The 20,534-nt window shown below is 60.8% G+C and carries 20 protein-coding genes; 7 read left to right on the forward strand and 13 right to left on the reverse strand.

Features of this window, described 5'->3' with window-relative positions:
• Positions 1–51: 51 nt before the first annotated feature.
• The 7 genes from AB9K34_RS17300 to AB9K34_RS17330 all read right to left on the reverse strand — a co-directional run bounded on the left by AB9K34_RS17300 (position 52) and on the right by AB9K34_RS17330 (position 6,485).
• Positions 52–1,074: a DctP family TRAP transporter solute-binding subunit gene (locus AB9K34_RS17300; protein WP_369955682.1), complete on the reverse strand. Its 1,023-nt coding sequence runs from the start codon at positions 1,072–1,074 to the stop codon at positions 52–54.
• A 43-nt stretch (positions 1,075–1,117) separates the two neighbouring features.
• Positions 1,118–2,104 (reverse strand): alpha-ketoacid dehydrogenase subunit beta, encoded by a 987-nt coding sequence (locus tag AB9K34_RS17305; RefSeq protein WP_369955683.1) that lies wholly within the window; start codon positions 2,102–2,104, stop codon positions 1,118–1,120.
• Positions 2,104–3,099, reverse strand: a complete 996-nt coding sequence (locus AB9K34_RS17310) for a thiamine pyrophosphate-dependent dehydrogenase E1 component subunit alpha (protein ID WP_369955684.1) — start codon at positions 3,097–3,099, stop codon at positions 2,104–2,106. The genes AB9K34_RS17305 and AB9K34_RS17310 overlap by 1 nt, the downstream gene beginning before the upstream one ends.
• Complete coding sequence (locus tag AB9K34_RS17315) at positions 3,092–3,865, reverse strand: IclR family transcriptional regulator (protein ID WP_369955701.1); 774 nt, start codon at positions 3,863–3,865, stop codon at positions 3,092–3,094. Before AB9K34_RS17315 ends, AB9K34_RS17310 begins: the two co-directional genes overlap by 8 nt.
• Before the next feature lie 194 nt (positions 3,866–4,059).
• Entirely contained in the window at positions 4,060–4,242 is a 183-nt protein-coding gene (locus AB9K34_RS17320) for a hypothetical protein (protein ID WP_369955685.1), read from the reverse strand.
• 18 nt (positions 4,243–4,260) lie between these two features.
• A complete protein-coding gene (locus AB9K34_RS17325; RefSeq protein ID WP_369955686.1) occupies positions 4,261–5,292 on the reverse strand; it encodes an NAD-dependent epimerase/dehydratase family protein in 1,032 nt (343 codons plus the stop codon).
• A gap of 116 nt (positions 5,293–5,408) precedes the next feature.
• Complete coding sequence (locus AB9K34_RS17330) at positions 5,409–6,485, reverse strand: OmpA family protein (RefSeq protein WP_369955687.1); 1,077 nt, start codon at positions 6,483–6,485, stop codon at positions 5,409–5,411.
• Positions 6,486–6,669: 184 nt separating this feature from the next.
• On the opposite strand from AB9K34_RS17330, the gene AB9K34_RS17335 reads away from it, so the two are divergent.
• The gene (locus tag AB9K34_RS17335) at positions 6,670–8,172 is read left to right on the forward strand and encodes a caspase domain-containing protein (RefSeq protein ID WP_369955688.1); all 1,503 of its coding nucleotides are present in this window, start codon (positions 6,670–6,672) and stop codon (positions 8,170–8,172) included.
• A 36-nt stretch (positions 8,173–8,208) separates the two neighbouring features.
• Here AB9K34_RS17335 and AB9K34_RS17340 read toward each other — a convergent pair whose 3' ends face one another.
• Positions 8,209–8,706: a GNAT family N-acetyltransferase gene (locus AB9K34_RS17340; RefSeq protein ID WP_369955689.1), complete on the reverse strand. Its 498-nt coding sequence runs from the start codon at positions 8,704–8,706 to the stop codon at positions 8,209–8,211.
• A complete protein-coding gene (locus tag AB9K34_RS17345; RefSeq protein ID WP_369955690.1) occupies positions 8,703–9,014 on the reverse strand; it encodes an ETC complex I subunit in 312 nt (103 codons plus the stop codon). The genes AB9K34_RS17340 and AB9K34_RS17345 overlap by 4 nt, the downstream gene beginning before the upstream one ends.
• 187 nt (positions 9,015–9,201) lie before the next feature.
• Here AB9K34_RS17345 and uvrB point away from each other — a divergent pair, with 187 nt between their 5' ends.
• Positions 9,202–11,394 (forward strand): excinuclease ABC subunit UvrB, encoded by a 2,193-nt coding sequence (uvrB, locus tag AB9K34_RS17350; RefSeq protein ID WP_369955691.1) that lies wholly within the window; start codon positions 9,202–9,204, stop codon positions 11,392–11,394.
• 134 nt (positions 11,395–11,528) lie between these two features.
• Here uvrB and AB9K34_RS17355 read toward each other — a convergent pair whose 3' ends face one another.
• The 4 genes from AB9K34_RS17355 to AB9K34_RS17370 form a co-directional block, all read right to left on the reverse strand.
• Positions 11,529–12,581 carry a ketopantoate reductase family protein gene (locus AB9K34_RS17355; RefSeq protein WP_369955692.1) on the reverse strand — a complete coding sequence of 351 codons (1,053 nt, stop codon included), beginning with the start codon at positions 12,579–12,581 and terminating at the stop codon, positions 11,529–11,531.
• Between the two features lie 213 nt (positions 12,582–12,794).
• Positions 12,795–13,694, reverse strand: coding sequence for a succinate--CoA ligase subunit alpha (sucD, locus tag AB9K34_RS17360; RefSeq protein ID WP_369955693.1), 900 nt, complete (start codon positions 13,692–13,694; stop codon positions 12,795–12,797).
• A 4-nt stretch (positions 13,695–13,698) separates the two neighbouring features.
• The gene (gene sucC, locus AB9K34_RS17365) at positions 13,699–14,892 is read right to left on the reverse strand and encodes an ADP-forming succinate--CoA ligase subunit beta (protein WP_369955694.1); all 1,194 of its coding nucleotides are present in this window, start codon (positions 14,890–14,892) and stop codon (positions 13,699–13,701) included.
• A gap of 26 nt (positions 14,893–14,918) precedes the next feature.
• On the reverse strand, positions 14,919–15,461 hold the full coding sequence (locus AB9K34_RS17370) for a hydrolase (protein WP_369955695.1): 543 nt from the start codon (positions 15,459–15,461) through the stop codon (positions 14,919–14,921).
• 196 nt (positions 15,462–15,657) lie between these two features.
• On the opposite strand from AB9K34_RS17370, the gene AB9K34_RS17375 reads away from it, so the two are divergent.
• From AB9K34_RS17375 to AB9K34_RS17395, 5 genes are all read left to right on the forward strand, one after another.
• Positions 15,658–16,374 (forward strand): GntR family transcriptional regulator, encoded by a 717-nt coding sequence (locus tag AB9K34_RS17375; protein WP_369955696.1) that lies wholly within the window; start codon positions 15,658–15,660, stop codon positions 16,372–16,374.
• A gap of 28 nt (positions 16,375–16,402) precedes the next feature.
• Complete coding sequence (oxc, locus tag AB9K34_RS17380) at positions 16,403–18,166, forward strand: oxalyl-CoA decarboxylase (RefSeq protein WP_369955697.1); 1,764 nt, start codon at positions 16,403–16,405, stop codon at positions 18,164–18,166.
• Between the two features lie 21 nt (positions 18,167–18,187).
• On the forward strand, positions 18,188–19,462 hold the full coding sequence (gene frc, locus AB9K34_RS17385) for a formyl-CoA transferase (RefSeq protein WP_369955698.1): 1,275 nt from the start codon (positions 18,188–18,190) through the stop codon (positions 19,460–19,462).
• A complete protein-coding gene (locus AB9K34_RS17390) occupies positions 19,459–20,388 on the forward strand; it encodes a methionyl-tRNA formyltransferase (RefSeq protein WP_369955699.1) in 930 nt (309 codons plus the stop codon). Before frc ends, AB9K34_RS17390 begins: the two co-directional genes overlap by 4 nt.
• A 5-nt stretch (positions 20,389–20,393) precedes the next feature.
• A partial coding sequence (locus tag AB9K34_RS17395; RefSeq protein ID WP_369953462.1) for a formate--tetrahydrofolate ligase occupies positions 20,394–20,534 on the forward strand: 141 nt, incomplete at its 3' end.

The following is a 20,534-nucleotide window of genomic DNA, read 5'->3' on the forward strand; positions in this document are numbered from 1 at the left end:
CGCGCCCTTTGTCTGGGCCGGGCCCGGTTCCGGACCCGGCGGTCGTTTTCGTCAGCGGTTGGCGATGGATTGTTCGGCCATGTCGACAAGATCCGTGCCGATTTTCTCTTTCCAGGCGTCATAGACCGGTCGCGTCACGTCGACAAAAGCCTGGCGCTCTTCTTCGGTCAGGGTGATGACTTCGACACCATGCCCTTTGATTTCCTCGATCACGCTCTGGTCGTCCTCGGTCAGCCCCTTGCGGGCGATCTCGATGCCGTGGGCGCCCGCATCAACCGCGGCTTGCCGCAAGATGTCCTGATCTTCTGGGGTGAAACTCTCCCAGACCTGCGGGTTCACGACAAAGATCAGCGGATCGGCCACATAGCCCCAAAGCGTGACATTGGTCTGGCCCAGTTCGTGCATGTTCAGAACCGTGTAGATGGTCAGCGGATTTTCCTGCCCATCGACGGCTCCGGTGGTCAGGGCGGGCTGCGCGTCTGCCCAACTCATCTGGGTTGGGTTCGCGCCCATTGCAGTGAACATGTCGTTGTAGATCGGAGAACCGACGACCCGCAGCTTCAACCCCTTCATGTCTTCCGGTGTGCGGATCGGGGTTTTCGAGTTGGTCACCTCGCGAAAACCGTTCTCGGCCCAGGCCAGCGGGACCGCGCCCTTGGATTCGATGATCTCGAAGAGCTTTTCGCCCACCGGACCCTGTGTCAGAGCGTCCAGCGCCGCGTAGTCCGGCATCAGGAATGGCAGGCTGAACAGGTTGAGTTCGGTGATCTGGGGTGACCAGTTGATGGTCGAGCCCACGGCCATGTCGATCACACCCTGACGGATCGCGGTGAATTCGCGGGTCTGGTCGCCCTGCACCAGTTGCACACCGGGATAGATCTTCATGTTGATCCGTCCATCGGTGCGTTCGGCGGTCAGTTCCGCCCATTTCTCGGCGGCGATTCCCCAGGGAAACGGTGCGGGCACCACGGTCGAGACCCGGTATTCGGGCTTGTAATCCTGCGCCAGCGCCGCGCCAACGCCGAGCGTCGCGACAGCCGCACCTGCCATCATAATGGACTTGAGTAATTGCATCTTGGTCCTCCCTAATCGTCGTTGTGGCGGGCTTTCCGCCGGTTCAGTTTGCCGGGCAAGGCGCGACAAGCGCCCGCGCGGCGTCGATGATAGCTGCGTCGCCGACACGGGCGCGATCCTCCAGCGCAGGCGCGTAGGCGACAGGAATGCGTGGTGCGCCCAGCCGGCGTACCGGGGCCTTGAGTTCGTGGTGCAAGGCCTCGGCGACACTTGCGGCGATTTCCGCACCGAACCCCGAGACGCTGACCGCCTCCTGCACGACCAGCAGGCGACCGGTGTGCCTGACCGAGTTGAACACGGTCTCCTGATCCCATGGCCAGAGCGTGCGCAGGTCGATCACCTCGGCCTCGATGCCGGCTGTTGCGAGCGCCTCGGCGGCGCGCAGGCACCCGTGGCGCATCCCCGACCATGTCACGATGGTCACGGCATCCCCGCGACGGGCGATGTCGGCCTTGCCCAGCGGTACGACGTGCTCTCCCTCGGGCAATTCACCCTCAAGCCCCCACAGGTTCTTATGTTCGAGGTAAACGACGGGATCATCATTGCGGATCGCGGATTTCAGCAGGCCGAGGTTGTCGGCCGGCGTGGCAGGGGCAACCACGACGAGGCCGGGAATATGGGTGTACCAGCTTTCCAGCGATTGCGAATGCTGGGCGGCGGACGACCGCCACATGCCGATGGGTTCGCGCACGACCATCGGGACTCGCATCTGCCCGCCGAACATGAAACGCGCCTTGGCCGCCTGGTTGACGAGTTCATCGATCGCGCAGAGGGCAAAGTCGGAGAACCGCATTTCGACGATGGGCCGCGTGCCGGTCATGGCTGCACCGACCGCGGCGCCCATGATACAGGCCTCCGAGATCGGCGTGTCGGCAATCCGGTCTGCACCGAACATGTCTTGCAGGTCGCGATACTGTCCGAAGACACCGCCACGACCAAGGTCTTCGCCAAGCGCCCAGACCGCCTTGTCGCGTTGCATTTCTTCGATCACGGCCCGTCGGCCGGCGTTCAGGTAGGTGTCCGTTGCCATCAGAATGCCCTCTCGCGGGGATCGCCCATGTCCTGCACATCGCTGAAGGCGGCCATCGGATCGGGCCAATCCGTGTCGCGTGCCTTCGCTGCGATTTCGGTCATTTCATCGACGGCCTGTTGACCGGTTCTCGCCAACACATCGGGCTCCATGCCCGCCATCGTCAAGGCCGCGCCCAGTCGGGCGATTGGACAATTCCCGCGCTGGGCTTCGACCTCTTCGGCAGGGCGATAAAGGGCGGGATCGACCGCCGTGTGGCCCGTGATCCGATAGGTGCGGCAGTGCAACAGGACCGGTCCCTTTCCGGCGCGAATATCGGCAATGGCAGTCCGCGCTGCGGCATCGACGGCCAGAACGTCATTGCCGTCAACCTCGACCGCCGGAATGCCGAGGCTTTCTGCACGTGCTGCGGCTCCTGCGCCGGCGGTCATGTCCCGCGTGCGGGTGGTTGCCGAAAAACCGTTGTCCTCACACACGAACAACACCGGCAAATCGAATACGCGCGCCCAGTTCAATCCCTCCAGAAACGGTCCGCGGTTGATCGCGCCGTCGCCAAAGATGCAGGCGACAATCTGCTCCGATCCCTGAAGCTTGAGGCCATGTGCCGCGCCGGTGGCAATCGGAATGTTGGCGCCGACAACTCCGTTCGCACCAAGCATGCCGACACCGAAATCGGCGATATGCATCGATCCGCCCTTGCCGCCACAGGTTCCGCCTGCGCGGCCGAACAACTCGCGCATCATGGCCAGCGGGTCGGCTCCCTTCGCCAATGTGTGCCCGTGGCCGCGGTGCGTGGACAGCAGCAGGTCGGCGGATTGCAGGTTGCAGCATACCCCTGCCGCGACGGCTTCCTGGCCGATCGACGGGTGAATTGCGCCGAGAACCAGCCCTTCCTTCTGAGCGGCGATTGCCGCCTCTTCGAAGGCGCGGATGCGATGCATGAGCGCGAACATTTCGCCAAAGCGTTCGCGATCGAGGTTATGTGCATTATCCATCGGCACCAATGATCCTTTCGGCGTTTTCAGGGGGTCTCCGCCCGAGGGCGCGGGCCTCGGCCTGCAGCAGCGCGACCAGTTCGGCACGGCGCGGTTCCTCCATGCGTTCCCGGATGGCGGCGATTGACAGCGCCGCTATGACGCGTCCGGCATCGTCCAGAACAGCGACGCCAACCGCATTCATCGCGTTGACGATCTGTCCGTCGTTGAAAGAGTAGCCATCCCTGCGCGCTGCGGCGATCATGCGTCGCAGCGCGTCATCGCCAAATCGGGTGAAATTGCGACGTTCCGGGGCACTGATCGCAAGAACCCTGTCGATTTCGTCATCGGGCTCGGACGCGAGAAGGGCGAGCGAGCCTGCGCCGACACCAAGCGGGCGCCGGTCGCCAACCGAAAGGGTCAGCGAGCGTATTGGATAAGAACCTGTGCGCCGGTCGGCGCAAACCGCCTGATCGCCATCCCGGATCGACAGGAATACGGTGTCGCCTGTCGATTCAGCAAGGCGATCCAGTGCCGTGCGGGCCTGGTCCAGTACATGAAAACGCCGTGCGGAAAGGCCCAATGCAAACAGACCGTACCCCAGTCGATAGCGCCTCGCGGCTGCGTCATACTCGACATAGCCGACCTCTCCGAGTGCCCCGAGCAATCGCAACGTCGTGCTTTTACCCAGCCCGGTGGCTTCGGCGACATCCGACAGGCGCAGGCCGTCAGACGTTTCGTCAGACAAGACACGAAGGACCGCAGCAGCGCGGTCGATGGTTTGCATCGTTGGCAAGAAGCGCCTCTCCTAAAGTTCCGCTGAGTGGAACTTTTCCCCTTCTGTGATGGAACAACTTTTTTTCGCTTCTGGCAAGTGCCTCTTTTTGAGAATGCGGGCGATGCCGATCCGGAACCGACCATGCCCGGGCGGGATGTTCAGGATGTGCACGGCATGTGAACGCATGGTCGCGAAACGGGGTTTTATTCGACCGGATAGGCGGCCGAGGTATTGGCGCCGTTATTCACCTTCGTGACGGTGCAGGACAGGACATCGCCCTCTATCGACGGATCGATAACATGGATCGGGTTCCGTTCCCCGGAGATCATCTTGTTGCTGCTGCTCCAGCGAATGCGATCGGTTTCGAATTGTTCACGCCCTCCCATGATCAATGCCCGGTCGGGTCACCCGCGCATGTAGTCACGATACCATTTCACAAAGGCTTTCAGACCCTCGCGATAATCGGTCTGCGGCGTATATCCCGTAAGGGATCGCAAAAGGTCGGCATTAGCCCAGGTCGCCTGAACGTCGCCTTTTTGCATTCCCAGATAGTTGCGTTGTGCCTTGACGCCGAGCGCATCTTCCAACGCCTCGATGAAATCGAGCAAACGTACTTTTTCCGAGTTTCCGATATTCACGACGCGATAGGGCGCAACTGTGGACAGGCTGTCTCCGGGGGCGATGTCATCTGGTGTTTCCGGCCGCACCGGAACCGCATCGATCAGCAAGCGAATGCCACGCACCAGATCGTCGACATAGGTGAAATCGCGGTACATGTCACCGTGATTGTAAATGTCGATGGATCGTCCGCCCAGGATCGCATCCGTGAACTTGAAATAGGCGAGGTCGGGTCGCCCCCACGGTCCGTAGACCGTGAAAAAGCGAAACATCGTGGTCGGGATGTTCCAGAGATGGGCATAGGAATGCGCCATGCTCTCGTTCGCCTTTTTTGTCGCGGCATAGATCGTCAACTGACGGTCGGCCTTGTCCGTCTCGCGAAAGGGCATGTCTTCGTTCGCGCCGTAGATCGAGGATGTCGAGGCCATCAGAAGATGGCGCACCCTCAGCTTTCTCGCGGCTTCCATCACGTTGAACGTGCCGATGATGTTGCTGTCGATGTAAGAGCGCGGCGCTTCCAGCGAATAGCGTACACCGGCCTGTGCCGCCAGGTGGACAATCACTGCCGGCTGGAATTCCGTTGCCGTGCGCTCCAGTTGATCGTCGTCTTCGAGCAGCGCCTCCGTCGTGGAAAATTCCGGGTTTTGCAGAAGGATCTGCTGCCGCCGCCGTTTGAGCGTGACATCATAGTAATCCGTCATCCCGTCATAGCCGTGTACGCGAAAGCCCTCGGCCAGCAGCAATCGGCACAGATGAAATCCGATGAACCCCGCGCTTCCAGTCACCAGAACCCGGGGTGTTTCGGTTTGCGCTGTCATCCGGAAAGCCTCTGACTGATCTGGTGAGCGCGGCAAGTGCGCCCGCTGGGTCAGGCAGTTACATCACGTCACGCCAGGGGTATTCAAGGGGTGCAGCGCAAGGCCGATGAACCGGCCTAGTTGATCACCGCGAATTCGATCCGCCGGTTGCGCGCCTTGTTTTCGGACGATGTGTTGGCAACCAAAGGCTGCGCTTCGCCATAGCCGATTGCACGCATCCGTGACGCCGGGATGCCCTTTGACTGAAGATAGCCGGCAACCGCCTCAGCGCGGCGTTCGCTCAGCCGCAGGTTGGCGACATCGCTGCCATCGGAGTCCGTGTGTCCCGCCACCTCGATGGCGAGTTCCGGGCATCTGTTCACGATATCGAACAGGTTGTCGAGCAGTGGCGTGCTTTTTGCATCGAGGCGCGCGCTGCCGGTCGCAAAGTAGATATTGCCGGTCCGCGACAGGATTTCGAACCGCCCGACACAGGCTTCACGGTCAAGGTTTCCCTTGGTTTCCAGCGCGGCAGAACCCGGCGCCACGACATTCGTCAGCACCGCCATGTCCGGTGGTGTGCCGGGGCTTGAACGGTCAAAAACAAAGTCGAAGCTGACAATTCCCAGGGGCGCTATGTCAACATTGGCCGCTTCCTGCAACTTTATGCGCCCGGCTTCCAGGTTGTGTTCCTCCAGCGTGACCGCGATGGGGGTCGTCGTCGAGACAGCCACGCGATCATTATCGATCAGGGTCACCGCAACTTCGGCGGATTTGCTGACCGAAACACCGTGCACGGTTGCGGTATAGTCGACATCGATCATCTTGCGCCGGCTGGTGTGCAGGTCGGTCAGTTGTGCCGGATCAAGATCGACGGTGATGGTCGCTTCCGGATGCAGGAAGGTTTCAAAGAACAGGAACCGCATCCGCACATTGCGCAGGTCGACCTTGGTATCGACAGAGTCCATCAGAACGCGGATCTGCGCCTTGCCCTCCTCTGTGATCAGTCCGCTGATCGTGGCGAAGGTGTTGGTTTCCGCGACATTGCCCTTCTTGATCGACATGAACCGCAACTCCGACGCTGCTGCATCAAGGGTCCAGCCGTTTTCAAAAGGATCCGTGGTTTGTGCGCCGGCGCTTGGCGGCGCTCCAATCAACAGCGAACAGCCCAGCAGGCAGGTATAAAGCGAATGGCGGACAAATCGGAGTATCATGGCAGTCCCTGCTTATGCGAAAGTTAACAAATTCTAAACGGTTGCATGGCACTTGGGTCAGAGTAACAGGAAACTTGCACCCTTGTGGGAGAAAAGCGATAGTTGCATTGAAAATATCTGAATTTGGCTGACTTCTCGCGAAGTTTGGCGCTGAAAATACACGATCCCTTTGGGAAAAGCGGCTATGAACAGGAAGAGGGCGTTGCACCTGCGCATTGCATTCAATGTCTGTTGTCTTTTGTTCCTGCTTGTGGCTGCGCCGCTGCGGGCGCAGGAGCGTCTGGCCCTTGTCATTGGCAATTCCGCCTATAGTGCGGTGTCACCGCTCGATAATCCGTCGAATGACGCAAGGCTCATCGCGGAAACGCTCGAAGGGCTCGATTTCAATGTCACGCTGCTTCTCGATAGCGACCAGGCCGCGATGAAGCGCGGCATTTCCCGCTTTGGTCGCGACCTGCGCAACGCCGGGGCGGATGCGACCGGGCTGTTCTATTATGCCGGGCATGGTGTGCAATCCTTTGGCACAAACTATCTCTTGCCTGTGGATGTGGCGCTTGCGGATGCCGCAGATCTCGACCTCGTGGCGGTCGAGGCGCAATCGGTGCTGCGCCAGATGTTTTCCGCGCGCAACAAGACCAATATCATGATCCTCGATGCGTGTCGCAACAATCCGTTCACCGATATCCCGCAATTCAACGACAACGGTCTTGCCGAGATGCAGGCACCGACCGGCACGTTCCTGGCCTATGCGACCGCGCCGGGCGGCGTTGCGTTGGACGGGCAGGACGGCAACAGCCCTTTTACACAGGCTCTGGCGTCGCAAATCACCACTCCGGGCATGCGTATCGAACAGATGTTCAAGAAGGTGCGGATCGACGTGATCGACAGAACGGCGGGGCAGCAGACGCCATGGGACTCTTCCTCGCTGACCAGTGACTTTGTCTTTGCCGAAGAAGAGCCGCTGACGCCGGCGGAACTGCAGGAGCTACAACTCTGGAACTCGGTCCAGGCTTCGGGTGATCCGGTCCAGATCATGCTGTTTCTGCGCGGATACCCTGACGGGACCTATGCCGGCGATGCCCGAGCGCTTTTGTCGGTGCTGATGGAAAGGGAACTGTCGCAACCGGAAGCGGCCAACCCCGCGCCGGTTGCACAAGGCCCATCCGCTGAAGAACAGAAAATGTTCGAAATGGCGCAGTCGGAGGCCAGCACCGAATCCTACCAGGCCTATCTTGATGCCTACCCCGAGGGTGTCTTTGCCGAATTCGCCAATGGCGAGCTCGTCGCGCTCCGCGAGAAAGCCGGTCATGATCCAGAGGGTGAGGGCGTGACCGCCACGCCCGAGGTCGCGGCGGCAGCTGTGCCAGCAACACCCCCGGCCCCTGCGGCGGCGGGTCCGATCAGCTTTGAAACGGCCCTCGTGTCCGACCTGCCAGAGATATCCGGGCGGTCGATTGCGGAACTCATCAAGATGTCGCCGCTCTTTCCGCCGGTGGAGGGGTTGCCCGAGGAATACTGGAAACAGCAGACCTGTTCGAATTGTCACCAATGGACACAGGAACGGCTCTGCGATCAGGCCGGTGCCTATCTGAGCGCCAGCATGGAGCGTTCACTCGACAAGAAACACCCGTTTGGCGGCGCCTTCAAGCGGCATCTCAGGACCTGGGCCGAAGCTGGGTGCAACTAAGGCGTTGCAGGGTATTTCGACAAGCGGCGTTTGTGGTCAGGAGGCGTGCGGATCAAGCCGAAGGTGCAGGAATACGCTGTTGGGGTCAGGGCCATAGCCGGGGATCGGGTCGCATGGGGTGAACCCGAGAGAATTATAAAGTGCGCGGGCAGCTTCGAAATCCGGAAGCAGCTCGGAACCTGTCTCAAGCGCCATCGCCGTGTTTCCGGTTTTGGCGGCCTCTGCTTGCAGGAACAGCATGATCCGACGTGCCAGCCCGCGGCGTCTCGCAGTCCGCGCAACGTGAACTGACTTGATCTCCACCAGACCGTCACCCAGATCCTTGAGTGCGCCACACCCCTGCGGCACACCATCCCCGAACAAGGCCCAGAACCGAATTTCCGGGGCACGCAAGGACTGAACCGGCAAGGCGTGAATGCTGTCTGCGGGGGTTGTTTCCCGGCTATGTGCAAGATGCGCGTCGATCATCGCGCGGATCGTCGGTGTGTCGGGATCGGCCGGGCGAATCTCGATGCGCTTTGCCGGGGGCCTCAATGGGTCCAGACCGTGCGCCGGCTCGCAGCGAAATTGTCCGCATAGCCACCGGGGCGGATGTTCTGTTTGCGGGTCTTGGGCTCGATCACCTGGGCGTCGATACCATGGTCCCTGGCATAATCCAGCGCGGCCTCCTTGCTGGAAAAGCGCAGCCGTACCTGGCTCTGCGTATCTTCCGAGGAGGTCCAGCCCATCAGCGGATCGACATCACGCGCGCTGGCCGGGACAAAGTCGAGCACCCAGGTACGGGTCTTGGCCATGCCCGATGTCATCGCGTTTCTCGCCGGCTTGTAGATGCGTGCACGCATTGGTCGCTCCTGTGGTCGTTGCGGCTTTTATCAGCGATTTAGCGTCTCGGGGCAAGCGTGGTTTGCTCGCGCGCAGGCGGTGTTCTCATGACAATAATTGGCATGAGCGACGCAGATGCTCTGAATCCGGGGTTGAACCCGGACGGAAAGAGAACAAGTTTGAGGAACCTGCCGCCCGGAGAACCACATGCCTCACGTTCATACCGATCGCTCGATGCCGATGATGTCCGCGCCCGATGCGGCACCTCGCGAAAAGCTCGAAGGCGGCAAGCGGCTGGTGATGTCCACCGAGTTCGAGCCGGCGGGAGACCAGCCCACCGCAATCGCGGAACTGGCGCAGGCCGTGCGGGATGGTGAGCGCAATCAGGTTCTGCTCGGTGCGACGGGCACCGGCAAGACATTCACCATGGCCAAGGTCATCGAAGAGACACAGCGACCGGCGATCATCCTTGCGCCCAACAAGACACTGGCCGCGCAGCTTTACGGCGAGTTCAAGGGGTTCTTTCCCGACAACGCGGTCGAGTATTTTGTCAGTTTCTACGATTATTATCAGCCCGAAGCCTATGTGCCGCGCAGCGACACCTATATCGAGAAGGAAAGCCAGATCAACGAACAGATCGACCGGATGCGCCACTCGGCGACCCGGGCGTTGCTGGAGCGCGATGACGTGATCATCGTGGCCTCGGTTTCGTGCATTTACGGTATCGGCTCGGTCGAAACCTATGGCGCGATGACACAGGATCTGAAGGTCGGGCAGGAGTATGACCAACGCAAGGTCATGGCAGGCCTCGTGGAACAGCAATACCGCCGCAACGATCAGGCGTTCCAGCGCGGCAGCTTTCGCGTGCGCGGTGACAGTCTAGAGATTTTTCCGGCGCACCTCGAAGACCGGGCCTGGCGGCTGTCGTTCTTTGGCGAAGAACTTGAAAGCATAACCGAATTCGATCCGTTGACCGGGGAAAAGACGGACACGTTCGAACAAATCAGGGTCTATGCCAACAGTCACTATGTGACGCCGAAACCAACGCTGAATCAGGCGGTTATCAATATCAAAAAGGAACTGCGCGAGCGGCTGGACCATCTGGTTGCAGAGGGCAAACTGCTTGAGGCGCAGCGGCTGGAGCAACGCACCAATTTCGACATCGAGATGATCGAGGCGCAGGGGTTCTGCAACGGGATCGAGAATTACTCGCGCTATCTGACCGGGCGTGCGCCGGGCGAACCGCCGCCAACTCTGTTCGAATTCATCCCCGACAACGCCATCGTGTTCGCCGACGAAAGCCATGTTTCGGTGCCTCAGATCGGCGGCATGTACAAAGGGGACCACCGGCGCAAGTTCACGCTGGCCGAACATGGATTCCGGCTGCCCAGTTGCATGGACAACCGGCCGCTGAAGTTCGAGGAGTGGGACGCGATGCGTCCGCAATCGGTGTTCGTTTCGGCCACCCCTGCGTCCTGGGAGGTCGAACAGGCGGGCGGTGTCTTTGTCGAACAGGTGATCCGGCCCACCGGCCTGCTGGACCCGGTGGTCGAGATCCGCCCGGTCGAGACGCAGGTGGACGACCTGCTCGACGAGGTGCGCAAGGTTGCGGCCAACGGGTTCCGCACGCTGGTGACCACTCTGACCAAGCGCATGGCCGAGGACCTGACCGAATACATGCACGAGCAAGGTATCAAGGTGCGCTACATGCATTCGGACATCGACACGCTGGAGCGGATCGAGATCCTGCGCGATCTGCGGCTTGGGGCGTTTGACGTGCTGATCGGGATCAACCTCTTGCGCGAGGGGCTGGACATCCCGGAATGCGGGCTGGTTGCCATTCTCGACGCGGACAAGGAAGGATTCCTGCGCAGCGAAACCTCGCTGATTCAGACGATCGGACGCGCGGCGCGGAATGCGGACGGGCGGGTCATCATGTATGCCGACAAGATCACCGGGAGCATGGAGCGCGCGCTTGGCGAAACCGACCGCCGCCGGGCCAAGCAGATCGCCTATAATGAAGAGCACGGGATCACGCCGGAAACGGTCAAGAAGAATGTCGAGGACGTGCTGGCCGGGCTGTATCAGGGCGACACCGACATGTCGCGGGTCACGGCGACCATCGACAAGCCATTGCATGGCGGCAATCTCGAGGCGGTGCTCGATGGCTTGCGCACCGACATGCGCAAGGCGGCAGAGAATCTCGAATTCGAAGAGGCCGCCCGCCTGCGCGACGAGATCAAGCGGCTGGAAGCGGTGGACCTCGTGGTGTCCGACGACCCGCTGGCGCGGCAATACGCGGTCGAGAAAGCCAGCGAACAGGCGGTCAACTCCCGTGGGCGGTCAACGGCCGGACGACCGGGGCAGCGCGGCGGGAATGTGAAGCGGCGGGGGCGCTAAGCCCAGCCCGTGCCCGGCCCGATCTGCATCAATAGCGCGCTGCGTACCCGCTCGTTCTTGCCCCCCCTACAGACTCAAAAGGTCCGCTGGAGCTTTTGCAAGACGCCTTCCGGACTGAGGTCGGACTCAGGGGATCAGCTTGCCTTCTGCTGGTTCTCCGCCAGTTTCCTGTCAACCAGTTCCACCGTGGCGGCGAGGTCGGCGTTGTTCTGGCCGAGCGATTGGGTGATCAGCAGGATCAGCTTGTCGACCCTTTCGATGGCAGGAGCTCCGGCGGCGATGGCGCGGGCGGCGGAGGAGGGTTTCAGGAGACCCTCGGCGGCGCGCGCGTATTTCTCGAAGGGCACCATGTCTTCGGGCTCGGCGCCAAGGCCCACCACCAGATCATTCACCGCGCCATAGATCGCGCGGGATTTGTCGAGGTCGCCATGCACCGCGTCGCGGATGGCGATGGGATCGCCGGGCTGGATGCAGCGATAATTGCCGGTGGCCAGCATTGCCCATTTGGCAAACGGAACGAACAGCGAGTCGAAGGCGCGCAGTTTCACCGGCACGTCCTTGCCGTCGATGCGATAGTCGAGGATGCCCTGTTCCAGTTCGGCGAGCATCGCATCGGCCTTGGTGTCGTGGAAGCGGGTGACCTTGAAGTTGGTCGGCAGCCCCACATGCAGCACGTTTGCTTCTTCCTCCGGCGGGCGGAAGGCCTGGGGATCGGGCGAGCAGAGGGTCATCAGCGCCGGGTCGAACTTGGTCCAGATGTCCGGATCCTGATAGGCGCCGCCAAGCGGCGTGCAATCTAGATCGGGGATGCGGCGCATGTAGGGCAGGGGGGGCATGTTCATGATCGACATGCAGGGCACCCGCGCTTCGGCCACCTTGGCCAGCAGCTCACGCAGGGACGGGTGGGAATATTGCGGCTCCTGCATCGCGAGGCAGACCAGGTCATATTCCTGCGGCTGAGCATCCTGTGGCGTCTGGGCGTCCAACGTGCCGTCAAGATCGCCTGACAGGATGCTGCGGTGGTTGTCCTCGTCGCGCAGCTTGATCCGTACCTCGGTGCCCTTGCCATTGATCAGCGCCGCCGTCTTGTCGCGGCAGACCAGGGTGACGTCATGCCCCGCGGCGAGAAACTTGGTGCCCAGAAGCGAGCCATAGGACGCGCCGAGAATGAGAATTTTGTAAGGCATGAGAACAGTCAGCTCCGTAAGTTGCGCAATCCGGCGGGCCGGATAGAAACAGGTGGAGGCCGTTTGGCCGATCCGTCGGGTTCGATGTAGAAAGCATTTGCCGCTCATGCGCAATATTCTATCGCGGCAATCGTGCAGACTTTAGTCGCGGGTGTGGTTTTGACGCGCGCGTCGCTGTGGGCGGAAGGTGTGACGCCTTCCGCCCCTGCGCGGTCAGCCCAGAAGGTCGACCAGAGTTTCACCCAGTTTTGCAGGCGAGGGCGAAACACGGATACCGGCCGCTTGCATCGCTTCGATCTTGTCTTCGGCACCGCCCTTGCCGCCCGAGATCACTGCGCCCGCGTGGCCCATCGTGCGGCCCGGAGGGGCGGTACGCCCGGCGATAAAGCCGACGACAGGCTTCTTGCGTCCCTTCCTGGCTTCGTCGATCAGGAATTGTGCAGCGTCCTCTTCGGCGCTGCCGCCGATTTCGCCGATCATGATGATCGACTGGGTCTCGTCATCGGCGAGGAACAGTTCCAGCACGTCGATGAACTCGGTTCCCTTGACGGGGTCGCCGCCAATCCCTACCGCCGAACTCTGGCCCAGCCCGGCCGCAGTGGTCTGGAACACCGCTTCGTAGGTGAGCGTGCCCGAGCGGGAGAGGACGCCGACCGATCCCTTCTTGAAGATCGAACCGGGCATGATGCCGATCTTGCACTCGTCCGGCGTCATGAGGCCGGGGCAGTTGGGGCCGATCAGGCGGCTGTTCGAGGCCGCGAGCTTTTCCTTGACCCGCACCATGTCGAGCACCGGAACGCCTTCGGTGATACAGGTGATCAGGTCGATGCCCGCATCGATGGCTTCCTCGATGGCGGCGGCCGCGCCTGCGGGCGGAACGTAGATCACCGATGCGGTGGCGCCGGTGGCGTCCTTGGCCTCGGCAACGCTGGCGTAGATCGGCAGGCTTTCACCATTGGAGCCGGTCCAGTTGGTGCCGCCCTTTTTCGGATGGGTGCCTGCGACCATCTGCGTGCCGTGATAGGCCAGCGCCTGTTCGGTGTGGAACGTGCCGGTCTTGCCGGTCAGGCCCTGAACGATGACCTTGGTGTTCTTGTCGATCAGAATGGACATGCTCTTACCCCTTCACGGCCTTGACGATTTTCTGTGCGGCGTCATCCAGATCGTCCGCTGCGATCACATTGAGGCCGCTGTCATTGATGATGGCCTTGCCTTCTTCGACTTTCGTGCCTTCCAGCCGCACGACCAGTGGCACCTTGAGGCCGACGTCCTTGACCGCCTGCACCACGCCCTCCGCGATGACGTCGCAGCGCATGATACCGCCAAAGATATTGACGAGAATGCCTTTGACGTTCGGGTCCGAGGTGATGATCTTGAACGCGGCGGTGACCTTTTCGGTGGTCGCACCACCGCCCACGTCGAGGAAGTTGGCGGGTGACGCGCCGTAGAGCTTGATGATGTCCATCGTCGCCATCGCGAGGCCGGCACCGTTGACCATGCAGCCGATCTCGCCATCCAGCGCGATATAGGCAAGATCGTATTTGCTCGCTTCGATTTCCTTGTCGTCTTCTTCGGTTTCGTCCCGCAATTCCATGATGTCGGGATGGCGGAACAGGGCGTTGCCGTCAAACGAGACCTTGGCGTCGAGCACCTGTATATCGCCCGCCTTGGTCACGATCAGCGGATTGATTTCCAACAGGCTCATGTCCTTGCTGGTGAACGCTTCGTAGAGTTGCGCGAAAAGTGCCTTCCCCTGCGCGCGCGTGTCGCCGGTGAGCTCATAGGCGTCGGCAATCTTTTCCGCGTCCGCGTCGGTCACGCCCTGCGATGCGGTGATGCCGATCGTATGGATCTTGTCGGGTGTTTCCTCGGCCACGGCTTCGATGTCCATGCCACCTTCTGTCGACGCCACAAAGGATGTCTTGCCGGTTTCACGATCGACCAGGATCGACAGGTAAAGTTCCCGGTCGATGTCGGCGCCGTCCTCGATATACAGCCGATTGACCTGCTTGCCTGCCGGGCCGGTCTGCTTGGTCACCAGCGTGTTGCCGAACATTTCCTTGACATTGTCGAGCGCCTCTTCGGCGGAAAAGGACACGCGGACGCCGCCCTTGGCATCTTCGGCCAGTTCCTTGAACTTGCCCTTGCCGCGTCCGCCCGCGTGGATCTGGCTTTTTACAACCCAGACGGGACCGGGAAGCGATGCAATGGCCGCCTCGGCCTGATCCAGGCTGGTGATGGGAACGCCGTTGGCGATCGGAGCGCCGAATCCTTTCAGCACCTGTTTGGCCTGGTATTCGTGGATATTCATTCGTCTTAGACTCCCGGTGTGGAATTTTACTTGATGAGTGGCAAAAGCTCTTTGAATTCGGGGGTTCCTGCGCGGCCAAGCCATTCGAAGACCACCATCTCCGCGGTTACGATGCCAACGCCCGCCGCACTTAGCCGGGCAAGACAGGCGCGCTCGCTTTCAAGCGTGCGGGACGCTGTCGCATCGGAAACGACAAAGACATCAAAGCCCGCTTCGACGAGGCTTTCGGCAGTTTGTACCACGCAGATATGTGCCTCCATTCCGGCAATAACGGCCTGCTTGCGTCCGAGCGCGAGAAACGCGTCGGCGAATGCCGGGTCTTCCATACATGAAAAATGCATCTTGGGCAGGACTAGTGCGCCTTCTGCGGCGTTTCGTACCTCTGGCACTGTCTTGCCAAGCCCTTGCGGATACTGTTCAGTCAGCAGTGCCGGCACCCCGGTGCGTCTTGCGGCGGTCAGCAGTAGCCGCGTATTTGCGATGGTGCGCGCAGGGGCTTGCATGGCAGGCACGAGCCGTTCCTGCATGTCGATCACAACAAGTGCCGAATCCGTTGCTCTGATCAGCATCCCTTGCTCCAAATGGCAGATTCGATTTCGCAGGTATGTGGTATACCACAGAGAGTTTTGTCAAGGTAGTTTGCTGATTTTCCACAATATAAAATCTGTTGACCGATGATGTTCCTGATGTATGGTATACCACATACACAATTTCAGCCGCCTCTATCTGGGGTCTGACTGAAACGCCTTGGGAGGGGTGCTTCGCGTGTCGATTGGTGACAGTCTGAATCCGATTTCGGTGAACTTCACGCTGAAGGATCACACGTTCGAGGTTCTGAAAGAAGCCATTCTGAACATGAATATCTACCATCCTGACGCCGATCTTCGGCTGGATGAGCGGCAGCTTGCCGAACGCCTCGCGGTTTCACGCACCCCTATCCGCGAAGCCTTGGCGCGGTTGGCCCATGAGGGGCTGGTGCAGATCGTGCCGCGCCGGGGTGTGTTCGTCCTGCGCAAGTCGCGCGACGAGATCCTGCAGATGGTCGTGACCTGGGCGGCGCTCGAAAGCATGGCCGCGCGGCTTGCGACCGAGGTGGCGAGCGATGCGGATCTGAAGGCGCTGCGCCGCTTTGCCATGCGCCACAGCAGCGATGCGGTCCGAGCCGAGCTCGAAGAGTATTCGGATGCCAATATCAAGTTTCATCAGACGATTCTTGAATTGTCAGGTTGCGAATTGCTCAAGACGACAGCGGACGGGTTGTTCACGCATATGAAGGCGATCCGCAGGCGGGCGATGGGCGAGAGCGATCGCGCGCGCAAGTCGGTTGCAGATCATATCGAGATTATCGAGGCGCTCGAGGCGCGGGATGCCGACCTCGCGTCACGACGAGTGCGCGAGCACACGATGAGGTTGCACGACCATATTCACAAGACCTGGACCCGGCTGGAAAGCATGGGATCAGCAAGAACTGAAGCTGGCTAGAGATACGGAAAGAATTCGGAGATCAAAAATGACACAATCCGCCGCCGTGCAGGATGATGCATCAGACATCGCGCCGCAGAACTTGACCGATGGGTTTCACCTGTTGATCGACGCTCTCAAGCTGAATGACATCACCACCATCTATAACGTGCCGGGTATCCCGATCACCGATCTGGGCCGCTATGCCCAGGCGCAGGGCATGCGGGTGATTTCGTTCCGGCACGAGCAGCATGCGGGCTACGCTGCGTCGGTTGCCGGGTTCCTGACCAAGAAGCCGGGTGTCTGCATGACGGTGTCTGCGCCCGGCTTCATGAACGGGCTGACCGCGCTTGCAAATGCCACCACCAATTGCTGGCCGATGATACTGATCTCCGGATCGTCCGAGCGCGAAATCGTCGATCTCGCGCAGGGTGACTACGAAGAGATGGACCAGCTCGCAATGGCGCGGCCGTTTTGCAAGGCTGCCTATCGCCTGACCTATGCAGAGGATATCGGTATCGCGGTAGCGCGCGCGATCCGCAGCGCCGTCAGCGGCCGTCCGGGCGGCGTTTACCTGGACATCCCGGGCGCCATGCTGGGCCAGACCATGGAGGCCGCCAAGGGGGCGCAGTCGCTGGTCAAGGTGATTGATCCGGCGCCGCGCCAGACCCCGTCACCGGAAGCGATTTCCCGCGCCATCGGCGTGATGAAGGAGGCGAAACGCCCGTTGATCGTGATCGGCAAGGGGGCGGCCTATGATCAATCCGACGACACCGTGCGCGAACTGGTCGAGAAATCGGGCTATCCTTTCCTGCCCATGTCGATGGCCAAGGGCCTGTTGCCGGATACCCATCCGCAATGTGCATCGGCGGCGCGTTCGCTTGTGCTCAAGGAGAGCGATGTCGTCATCATGCTGGGCGCGCGGATCAACTGGCTGCTCAGCCACGGAAAGGGCAAGCAGTGGGGTGAACCGGGTTCCAAGAAATTCATCCAGATCGACATCGACGCCGAGGAGATGGACAGCAACGTGGAAATCGCGGCACCGCTGGTCGGCGATGTCGGGTCCTGCGCGAGAGCGCTGATTGACGGGATGGAGAACGAGGGCATCGCGCCACCCAAGGACTGGCTGGATCAGGTGCATTCCAAGGCCACGGCCAACATGGAGAAGATGGCGGCACGTCTTCAGAACAACAACATCCCGATGGATTACCACGCGGCACTTGGTGTGCTGAAGCAGGTGATCACCGACAAGCCTGATACGATCCTTGTGAACGAGGGCGCAAATACGCTCGATCTCGCGCGTTCGATCATCAACGTGCACAAGCCACGGCACCGGATCGACGTTGGCACATGGGGCGTGATGGGCATTGGCATGGGCGCCGCGATTGCGGCCTCGATCGAGACCGGCAAGCAGGTTCTGGCGGTCGAGGGCGACAGCGCCTTTGGTTTCTGCGGCATGGAGGTGGAAACCATCTGTCGCTACAACCTTCCGGTCTGCGTGGTCGTGTTCAACAATAACGGCATCTATCGCGGAGATGGCGAAAACTGGGGTGGCGGCGACGATCCGGCGACCACGGTGTTCGTGCCCGATGCCCGCTATGACCAGATGATGGCGGCCTTTGGCGGCGTCGGCGAGCATGTCACCACGCCAGACGAGTTGCGCCGTGCGGTCAATGCCGCGCTGGAAAGCGGCAAACCCACCCTGATCAACGCCGCAATCGACCCCGCCGCCGGCAAGGAAAGCGGCAATATCGGCAACCTCAATCCGCAGTCGGTGGTCGCGCAGGCGCGCTATCCGCAGGCACGCAAGTAAGTCACGAACAGGAATACAGTCATGAAAGCACTCGAAGGAATCAAGGTTCTCGATTTCACACATGTTCAGTCGGGACCAACCTGCACCCAGTTGCTGGCCTGGTTCGGTGCGGATGTGATCAAGGTCGAGCGCCCCGGTGTCGGCGACGCAACCCGCAAGCAACTCGTTGATGTGCCGGGCGCCGACAGCCTGTATTTCACGATGCTCAACCACAACAAGCGGTCGATCGAGCTCAATTCCAAGAACGAGACGGGTAAAGAGGTTCTGACCCGGTTGATCGAGGAATGCGATGTGCTGGTCGAGAATTTTGCTCCCGGCGCGCTGGATCGCATGGGCTTCAGCTGGGAGAACATCCAGAAGATCAATCCGCGCATCATCATGGCTTCGATCAAGGGGTTCGGCCCGGGCAAATACGAGGACTGCAAGGTTTACGAAAACGTCGCGCAATGCGCGGGTGGCTCGGCCTCGACCACGGGGTTCCGCGATGGCCCGCCGTTGGTGACAGGCGCGCAGATCGGAGATTCCGGCACCGGGCTGCACCTGTGCCTTGGTATTGTGACGGCATTGTTCCACCGCGAAAAATCCGGTCGCGGTCAGAAGGTCTCGGCGGCGATGCAGGACGGTGTCCTGAACCTGTCGCGCGTGAAGCTGCGCGACCAGCAGCGTTTGGCGGCGGGTCCGCTGACCGAGTACAGCCAGTATGGCGAAGGCGTTCCGTTTGGCGAAGCAACGCCGCGCGCGGGGAACGACTCGGGCGGCGGTCAGCCCGGCCGTATCCTGAAATGCAAGGGGTGGGAGGACGATCCCAACGCGTATACCTATTTCATCACACAGGCTGCGGTTTGGGAAAAAATCTGTGACCTGATCGGCGAACCGGATTGGAAAACCAAGGACGGTTACAAGACGCCGCCAGAACGGCTGGACAAGCTCAACGAGATATTCGAGCGCATCGAGCAATGGACGATGACCAAGACCAAATTCGAGGTCATGGACATCTGCAACCCGCTGAATATCCCGGTCGGTCCCATCCTGTCGATGAAGGAAATCGCCGAGGACGAAGGGCTTTATGCGACCGGTACGCTGGTCAAGGTCGATCATCCGGAGCGCGGCGAATACATCAGCGTCGGCTGCCCGATCAAGCTGTCTGACAGCCCGGTCGAGGTTGAGCGTTCGCCGCTGCTGGGCGAACATACCGAGGAAATCCTGTCGAGCGTGCTGGGCTACACCGGCGAGGAACTGGAGCGTGTGATCGGATCCGGCGCAGTGGGCGAAGTGACGCGGAAGGCTGCGGAATGACCAAATCCATGCGTATCATCGTGATGGGCCAGCAGGCGTTCGGCAAGGATGCCCTGGCCAAGATACTCGATACCGGTGTCGACGAGGTCGTTGCTGTGTATTGCGAGCCTGACCGCGACGGCAAACCTGTCGATCCGATCAAGGAATACGCGCTGGAGCGCGGCTTGCCGGTCAAGCAGCCCGCGCATTTCAAGGATCAGGAAACACTGGACGAATTGGCCGCATTCAAGGCCGATCTGATGGTCATGGCCTATGTCAACGTCTTTGTGCCCGAGGCGGCACGCGACGTCCCCACTCACGGTTCGATCTGTTTTCACCCGTCGTTGCTGCCGCTCTATCGCGGACCATCGGCGGTGAACTGGCCGATCATCATGGGCGATACCAAATCCGGGTTCTCCTGGTTCTATCCCACCGACGGGCTGGACGAGGGGGACGTCCTGCTGCAATGGGTGTGCGACATCGCGCCCGACGACACGGTGATCGATCTCTATTTCAAGAAGATCTATCCGGCGGCGGTCGACTCGGTACTGGAGGTTTGCGATCTCTTCCGCGCCGGCAATCCGCCCCATAGCGAACAGGATGAAAGCGCCGCCACGTATGAGCGCCGCTGCACCAAGAAACATGCAAGGATCGATTGGAACAAGCCGGTCAAGCAGGTCTATGACCTGATCCGGGGCACCAACCCGGCACCCGGCGCCTGGACCATGCACGGGGACGAAGAACTGAGCGTCTATGACTGCGAGCGTGTGCCCGGCGACGGCATTTCCAGCCGGATCATGGAAATCAGCGAAAAGGGCGTCACCGTGCAGTGCATCGGCGGACGCATCCGGATGAAACGCGTGAAACCCGCAGGCGGCAGCAAGCAGCCGGCAGCAGACTGGGCCGGTAGCGTGGCCCTGAAAACCGGCGATACCCTGGGAGGATAAGACCAATGGCCTACAAGAGTGATATTGAGATAGCGCGTGAAGCGGAGAAGGCGCCGATCCAGGAGATTGGTGCGAAGCTCGGGATTTCGAGCGATGACCTTGTGCCGTACGGGCATGACAAGGCGAAGGTGAGCCAGGGGTTCATC

Source organism: Sedimentitalea sp. XS_ASV28, from assembly GCF_041224545.1.
GTDB lineage: Bacteria > Pseudomonadota > Alphaproteobacteria > Rhodobacterales > Rhodobacteraceae > Sedimentitalea.